We start from the raw sequence: 8,078 nt of genomic DNA on the forward strand, positions 1-8,078 counted from the left end.
TTAATGTGCAGGTGTTACCAATGCCTACATATTGACTTTATGGCTCTGTGCAGTTCTCAGCTTGTCCTTTGGTATTTTAATGGCAAGAAGCAACATGCATTTGTATTTTAAAACAACTTTTACGCGGTATTTACTTTGATTTTTTCAAAGCAAATCAGCGTATTAAATTTTAATTGTGTATAAAGGAATCACGTAATGAAACTGAATAAAACTGTCTTGGCTGCTGCTCTGGTATTAGGTTTTGCTTCTATGGCTAACGCTGCTGATCAAGGCCACGGTACTGTGACTTTCAATGGTTCAATCATTGATGCACCTTGCTCAATCGCAGCAGGTTCAGATGCACAGACTGTTGAAATGGGCCAGATCTCTAACGTGGCACTGCAGAATGGCGGCAAATCAACTGCACAAGATTTCAAAATCAAACTGGAAAACTGTGACATCACTACTCTGCAATCTGTAACCACCACTTTCGGCGGTGCAGAATCAGCAGCAGTACCTGGCCTGCTGGGCATTACTGGTGTAGCTGAAGGCGCTGGTATCGCTATCGTTGATGGTTCAGGTACCGTTATTACTCTGGGCCAAGCAACTGCTGAGCAGACTCTGGTTACTGGTAACAACACCCTGGCATTCTCTGCTTACCTGCAAGGTAGCACTGCATCTGACGCTATCAAACCAGGCAACTTCTCAAGCGTTGCTGATTTCACCCTGGCTTACCAATAAGTCACCCTTTTCTAATTGGACATGCGGATTTTTCCGCATGTCTTTTTCTCTTGAGAAAGATACGTATTGGATGAGTTAGGTGATTTATGTTCAGGTCATTTTTTTTGATAGTGCTTCCTTCCTTACTGATGGCGTCATTGCTGAGCTTACCGGTAACGGCAGATCCCATGAAAACAGCCTGGGGCCGCGTGAGTATGGAAGGAAGTATTACTGATACTGCTTGTGCGATAGATCCCGGGAGCTTGGAACAGACCATCGATATGGCGATTTTGCCTATTGGTAAATTGGTTCAGAACGGCGCAGGGGATGAACACCCGTTTGAGATTCGGTTGTTGCATTGCACGATAGCTCACCCTGATCCAGATAAGTCGAACCAGCAGCATTTTGTTGTGACATTTGACGGTGCCGCGGACGGTAATAATTTTGCGGTTAATGGTGAAGCCGAAGGAGTGGCAATGCAAATTATTGATGATAAAGGCAATGTTTCGACGCCAGGGGTGGCATCACCGGAGATCAATATAATTCCTGCTGATATGAAACTCAATTATGCCCTGCGGTTAGTGGGCAATGGTAAGACACTGCGTGCTGGAACTTATCATTCTAGCGTTCGTTTCAAATTGGATTATTACTGATTTCAATGAGTAAGGTGACATATCCCATGGTATCCGCTCGTTCCATCACCTCCGGTTTTGCCCGTCGTGATTTATTGCGAATTTTGATTGCAGTTGCATTAAGTGGCAATGCTTATGGAGCGCAAGCCCGTGATGATATTCAGTTTAATACCGATGTGCTGGATACCAAGGATCGCGCTAATTTTGACCTGAGTCAGTTCTCCCAACGCGGCTACATCATGCCTGGGCACTATAACTTATTGGTTAGTATGAATAAGCAGGAGCTCAGCGAACAGCCGGTTGTGTTCTACGTCTCAGAAAAAGATCCTAATAAAAGTGAGGCGTGTTTAACACCCCAGTTAATTGAGTTGCTGGCATTGAAAGAAGACAGCTTCCAAAAGCTGACCTGGTCGCGTGATGGGGAGTGTCTCGATATCAGCAGCTTACCCGGTCTGACCGTGGAAGGTGATTTGGCGAAGTCAGCACTGTACCTGAGTGTGCCGCAAGCCTGGCTGGAATACAGCGAACCCGATTGGGATCCCCCTTCTCGTTGGGAGGATGGTATTCCTGGAGTGCTGTTCGATTACAACTTGTTAGGGCAATTGAACCGCCAGGAAACGAACAATACCAATAACAACACGTTAAGTGGGAACGGGACCACCGGCGCTAACTTGGGTGCCTGGCGATTCCGTGCTGATTGGCAAACGCGGGTTGACCAATCATCGGGTTCACCGACTGAGCGTCAGTGGGATTGGAGCCGCTATTACGCCTATCGCGCTATCCCGAGTTTGGGTGCCAAGTTGACGTTGGGTGAAGATTTTCTGAACTCCGCCATCTTTGATAGCTTCCGCTTTAGCGGCGCTAGTCTGGCGACCGATGACAATATGTTACCGCCTAATTTGCGTGGCTATGCCCCTGAAATTACTGGTGTTGCCCGTACCAACGCGCGAGTTGTTGTGAGTCAGCAAGGGCGTGTGTTGAGTGAAACACTGGTCGCTGCCGGTCCTTTCCGTATTCAGAACTTGAACAGTTTTGTTTCCGGCACGCTGGATGTGCGGGTCGAGGAACTTGACGGACAAGTTCAACAATTCCAAGTGAATACCGCCAGTATTCCTTATCTGACCCGCCCTGGCATGGTGCGCTATCGCATGGCTGCCGGTAAGCCTTCGGATATCGGACATCGGTCTGAAGGGCCAGTATTTGGTACCGGGGAATTCTCCTGGGGGATCAATAGCGGCTGGTCATTGTTTGGTGGTGGGATCAGTGGTGAAAACGAATATCAAGCGGCATCCATCGGGGTTGGCCGTGATTTGATGGAATTTGGTGCCGTATCGGTTGATATGACCCAATCTTGGGCCAATTTACCCGAGCAAGGTACGTTGAGTGGCGGCTCTTACCGAGTCAACTATTCGAAAAACTTTCAGGAAACAGGCAGTCAGGTGACATTTGCGGGCTATCGCTTCTCTGAACGTAACTTTATGAGCATGACTGAATATCTCGATGCGCGTTATCGCAACAATGACGTGGGTGGCAATAAAGAGATGTACACCATCAGCTTCAACCAGCAATTTCAAGATCTGGGGCTGAGCGCGTATCTGAACTATAGCCATCAGACCTATTGGGATCGTTCGGCGAATGACCGCTATAACCTGTCGCTCTCGCGTTATTTTGATATCGGTAAAGTGAAAAACGTCAGTTTGACCTTCTCGGCTTACCGTAACCGCTATAACGAAAGCAATGACGATGGCGTGTATCTCTCCATGTCGATGCCGTTTGGTAACAGCGCAACAATCAGTTATAGCGCGACGGTGAGTGGTCGTGAACACAGTCAGCGAGTGGGTTATACCGATCGTCTGGATGCTCACAACAACTACCAGATCAATACCGGCGTAGCACGTAGCGGCGCGCTAGTCAGTGGTAACTATAACCACATAGGTAATAGTGCGGATATCAATGCCAACGCCAGCTATCAGGAAGGACAATACTCTTCTGTTGGTTTAGGTATTCAGGGCGGGGCAACTATCACCCCTGAAGGCGGGGCTTTGCATCGGGTTAATACCCTTGGCGGCACTCGCTTGTTACTCGATACCCAAGGGGTATCCGGCGTTCCGGTTCAGGGATATGGCTCATCGATACAGACCAACCAGTTTGGTAAAGCTGTGGTCGGTGATGTGAATAGCTACTACCGCAATCGGGCCAGTATAGATATCGATAACCTGGCAGACGATGTTGAAGCCAGAGGAACCATAGCCCAGGTCACATTGACTGAAGGTGCTATTGGTTATCGCCGCTTTAATGTGATTTCCGGCGAAAAAGCGATGGCCATGATACGTATGGCAGATGGCACATCACCGCCATTTGGGGCCACCGTGTTAAATGAAAATCAGCAAGAGACCGGCATTGTTAACGACGACGGTTCCACCTATCTCAGTGGGATCAAAGCCGGTGAAACCATGTCAGTACACTGGAATGGGAAGGCGCAATGCAGCATCACTCTGCCGCAGGCTCTTTCTCCAGCAATACTGGCGAATCTACTGTTGCCTTGCCAGCCAATAGCGACGGGGGATAAACCTCCGGTGTCGCAGTAGAAAGGTTTGGTAATGAACCTGCGGGTAACCGCCCGTTCAGCTAAGTGAAAACGATCGGCGCCACCAGGTTCTGACAAGATTAATTCGAAGGAAAAGGTAATGAAATTGAATAACAAACTGCGTATCACCGCGATTTTGGTGACGGCACTTATGGCTCAGCAAGCAACAGCAGCGATTGCACTGGACAGAACCCGGGCGATTCTTAATGGCGGCGATAAGTCGATCAGCTTGAACATCAGCAACCAGAATAAGGAGCTACCTTATCTGGCGCAGGGATGGATTGAAGATGAGCAGGGTAACAAAATCAATTCACCGTTGACGGTAGTTCCACCGGTTCAGCGAGTAGAGCCTGGCGCGATGAGTCAGTTAAAAATACAAAGCTTGCCTGCGGTGAGTCAGTTGGCGCAAGACCGGGAAACCTTGTTCTATTTTAACCTGCGTGAAATTCCACCGCGGTCGGACAAGCCCAATACTTTGCAGATTGCACTGCAAACGCGCATCAAACTTTTCTACCGCCCAGTTAGCATCGTGCCACAAAAGGCTGATATGTCGACACCTTGGCAAGAGAAGTTACAGCTGACTCGTCAGGGTGATCGTTATCAGGTTAATAACCCAACGCCGTATTACATCACGTTGGTCGATGCCAGTGACGGCAAAGCCGGGAAAACAGCAGCCGACTTCAAGCCGCTGATGATCGCACCAAAAGCGCAAAGCATGTTGGATGTCAGTGCCGCCGCATTGGGCAGCAAACCGGTACTAACTTATGTCAATGATTTTGGCGGTCGTCCCAAGCTGATCTTTAGCTGTTCGGGGAGCACGTGTTCTGTGGTTGAAAGCATCAAGTAACGGTGTATTTCAGGGCGCTGCATAAGAAGAATACTGGGCGGGTGTCAGGCTGAACGATGAATAAGGAATATGGGATGACTGTTGTTTGTAAGGGAATAGTTACCCGGCGGGCCATGACGTCCATCTTTGGGATGACAGCCATCGTAGGGACAGCGGCCGTAGTGATGACTATGTTGTTTAGTAGCTCAGCATGGGCATTAAATAAGTCTGCGACAGTCAATGTCTCAGTCACTATTTTTGCCGCACCGCCTTGCGAGATTAACAGTAACAACACTATCAACGTTAATTTTGGCGATACCGTCCTGACATCAAATATTGATGGTAGCAACTACATGCAGCCGGTGAATTATACGTTGAACTGTACTTCGGCCGCCTCTAATGCACTGAAATTAAGCATTAATGGTAATGGGGCAAATTTTGATACCAGTGTCTTGAAAACGAGTAATTCAGGTCTGGGGATCAAGTTGATACGTAATGGGCAGTCATTCCCACTGAATACGGCATCCAACTTTACTTATCCGAATGTTCCTGTATTGCAGGCGGTACCGGTTAAACAAACAAATGCAACGTTGAGCACGGGTTATTTTTCCGGCACAGCGACCCTGGTAGTGGAGTACCAGTAATGAAAATTAATTCACTGATTTCACGCTGTTCCATTGCGGTGGTACTGACTCTCGGCAGTACGTTGGCCTATGCGGACAACATGCTGTTCTCCGGCACATTAATTAATCCTCCACCCTGCGTGATTAACAATACCGGCACTATCCTTGTCGGTTTTGGCAATGATGTTCTGACTTCGCGGGTTGATGGCACTCAGTATATGCAGCCGGTGACCTATACATTGAATTGTACTGGGGCGGTATCCAATGCGCTGAAAATGACAATTAAAGGAAACGGTGCGGGTTTTGATTCCAGTGTCTTGAGCACGAATAATTCGGCGCTGGGGATCAAATTGCTACGTAATGATCAAGCATTGTCACTGAATAGTGCTTTCACCTTTTCCTATCCGACTATCCCGGTGCTGAAGGCCGTACCGGTCAAACAACCCGGTGCAACGTTGAGCGCGGGAGATTTTTACGGTACAGCGACCATGGTTGTGGAGTATCAGTAATGAAAAACGGATCACTGATATCGCGTTGTTCCATTGCGGTGGTACTGACACTGAGTAGCACGCTGGTGTATGCGGATGACGTATTGTTCACGGGGACATTAATTAACCCCGCCCCTTGTGTGATTAATGGGGGAAATACGATAGATGTGCCTTTCGGGGAAAATCTGGGCGTGAACAAGATTGATGGTATTAATTATACCCAGGATGTGCCTTACAGCATGACCTGCGAAACAACCAGTAGCAGTTTGGAATTAGGTCTAACGATTGTCAGTGCATCGGTTACTACATTTGACCCCGCAGCGATACAAACCGATGTTCAGGATCTGGGTATTCGTTTACTGAAAAACGGTGTTCCTTTTGCACTTAATACCCGTGTTGCTTATGACAAAAATAACCCACCGGTACTTAAGGCTGTACCTGTTAAAGCTGCTGGGGCAACATTAAGTGAAGGAAGTTTTGAGGCTACCGCTACTTTATTAGTGGATTATCAATAGGATCAAATGATGACTAATTTAAATCTGCTGATGCGCCGTGGGCGAGCTATTTTAAGTATTCTAATTCTGAATTTATTTTGGATGATACCGGTATCGGCCGCTGACAATATGCGTTTTCATGGCGCCTTGGTCGCAGAGCCTTGCACTATTCGTCCCGGTGATGAAGCTATTAGTTTGAATTTTGGCACTATCGTCGATAAATATCTGTATTCGAATCAGCGTACATCAGGCAAACAGTTTCAACTACATCTGGTCGATTGCGATATCAGCTTAGGTACGACAGCCAACATTGTATTTACTGGTAATGATAGTGTTAATTTACCTGGGTTATTGGCGGTTGATGGCAGTGATGTTGGAATCGCCATTGGTCTTGAAACAATGGCGGGGACACCTCTGTATCTGAATCAGTCGAGTGACGATATTGCACTTGATACAGGTAATAACGTTATTACCTTGAAAGCTTATGTTCGGGGTGAACCCGAGGCGATATCTCAACGTACTATTAAGCGCGGTGAGTTCAATGCGGTCGCAACATTTAATCTGCAATATTATTAATGGGATCTCCCCTCTAATCTTATTTCAATACGAATATGTTAACGCTGAAACTCATTATCAACAGCTTAAATGCCGATATGCGGATAGAGACAATGGAACTTAAACGAATGACAAAGCCTAATATGCGACTAAGTCATAAATATTGCTGGCTAATTGCTTGCGTGCTGTTTTTATTTCCACTTTATAGCCAGGCCAGTGCTTGGGTTTCGACGCAAACGCGGGTAGGGCAGCAATACCAAGGAACATTCTCTTGGCCGAGCGAAGAAATGCAGGGGACACTTTGTACTGCTGCATCTTGTTCTGTGGCGATATGTCACTACTCGACGGCGGCCAATGCTGAAATATGTGGTAACCCATCCAATGCCTTGACGCGAGTTATTGTTTCTCAAGGGGCAACGGCAGAGGTGATGAGAGCAGCCTTTATTGCTAAAAATGGGGTGTCGGGAAGTTGGAGTACTGTGACACCTGACCCATTGCGTGCGGCTGGTAGCTGCTTTGGTGTGATGTATTGGCAAGGTTCGAATGATGGTAATACCAGTGGTAGGGTTATTCCCGGCTCTTATTGTGGCACGGTTCCACCGACCCCGGAAACCTGTGAAATCACCGGTGATGTCTATATCAATTATGGTTCACTTAATCAGCAAAATGTTGATGGTGCAATAAAAAGTGAGCCATTAAACATCAAATGTACGGTTAGCACATCGGTGATATTGACACTGGTAGGTGGCAAAAGTATCAATCTTGGACAAAACGGTAAACTGACTTCAACATTAAAAGTGTCAGGTCAAGACTTGTCCAGTGGTGTCACAGTCACCGCCCCCGTTGGGCAGACAGGTTTCCTGATTGAATCAACACTTCATTCGGTGGGATTACCTGATGCGGGTACGTTTAGTGGTAGTGGGGTGGTTATTATGTCCTACCTCTAAATACAAAATTATATGTACTCATTGGCTGAGTACATGATTATTGTGAATATAAAATAGCGTTTTAAATTCGCTACTTTTATATTCACAACTTGGGTTGCTTTACTGTTATTTAATTATAGCGGCGGGCTCCCGTGGCATTTATTTATATATTGGTTTAAATTAAATAAATGTTGTATTTTGGTTGTAATGTATTGCATTAATATAGTATAAATTCACTGCGTTAGATT

General features: G+C 46.8%; 9 protein-coding genes. All 9 read left to right on the forward strand.

The annotated features are described in order from the left end of the window. Positions 1 to 195 precede the first annotated feature (195 nt). Positions 196 to 720, forward strand: a complete 525-nt coding sequence (locus V1952_RS17845; RefSeq protein WP_372558068.1) for a fimbrial protein — start codon at positions 196 to 198, stop codon at positions 718 to 720. A 128-nt stretch (positions 721 to 848) separates the two neighbouring features. Further along, complete coding sequence (locus V1952_RS17850) at positions 849 to 1,352, forward strand: fimbrial protein (RefSeq protein ID WP_372559825.1); 504 nt, start codon at positions 849 to 851, stop codon at positions 1,350 to 1,352. A 26-nt stretch (positions 1,353 to 1,378) separates the two neighbouring features. Further along, positions 1,379 to 3,919, forward strand: a complete 2,541-nt coding sequence (locus V1952_RS17855) for an outer membrane usher protein (protein WP_420075239.1) — start codon at positions 1,379 to 1,381, stop codon at positions 3,917 to 3,919. A 99-nt stretch (positions 3,920 to 4,018) separates the two neighbouring features. Continuing rightward, a complete protein-coding gene (locus V1952_RS17860) occupies positions 4,019 to 4,765 on the forward strand; it encodes a fimbria/pilus periplasmic chaperone (protein ID WP_372568708.1) in 747 nt (248 codons plus the stop codon). Positions 4,766 to 4,839: 74 nt separating this feature from the next. Next, positions 4,840 to 5,388, forward strand: coding sequence for a fimbrial protein (locus V1952_RS17865; RefSeq protein ID WP_420075241.1), 549 nt, complete (start codon positions 4,840 to 4,842; stop codon positions 5,386 to 5,388). After that, positions 5,388 to 5,876, forward strand: coding sequence for a fimbrial protein (locus V1952_RS17870; RefSeq protein ID WP_083160371.1), 489 nt, complete (start codon positions 5,388 to 5,390; stop codon positions 5,874 to 5,876). The genes V1952_RS17865 and V1952_RS17870 overlap by 1 nt, the downstream gene beginning before the upstream one ends. Further along, positions 5,876 to 6,370, forward strand: coding sequence for a fimbrial protein (locus V1952_RS17875; RefSeq protein ID WP_372558071.1), 495 nt, complete (start codon positions 5,876 to 5,878; stop codon positions 6,368 to 6,370). The genes V1952_RS17870 and V1952_RS17875 overlap by 1 nt, the downstream gene beginning before the upstream one ends. Positions 6,371 to 6,379: 9 nt before the next feature. After that, the gene (locus V1952_RS17880) at positions 6,380 to 6,925 is read left to right on the forward strand and encodes a fimbrial protein (RefSeq protein WP_083160367.1); all 546 of its coding nucleotides are present in this window, start codon (positions 6,380 to 6,382) and stop codon (positions 6,923 to 6,925) included. Between the two features lie 92 nt (positions 6,926 to 7,017). Then, a complete protein-coding gene (locus V1952_RS17885; protein WP_420075240.1) occupies positions 7,018 to 7,851 on the forward strand; it encodes an exotoxin in 834 nt (277 codons plus the stop codon). The last annotated feature ends 227 nt before the right edge of the window (positions 7,852 to 8,078 follow it).

Origin of the sequence: Yersinia sp. 2542 StPb PI, from assembly GCF_048593855.1 — a bacterium.
In the GTDB taxonomy this organism is placed as follows: Bacteria; Pseudomonadota; Gammaproteobacteria; order Enterobacterales; family Enterobacteriaceae; genus Yersinia; species Yersinia enterocolitica_E.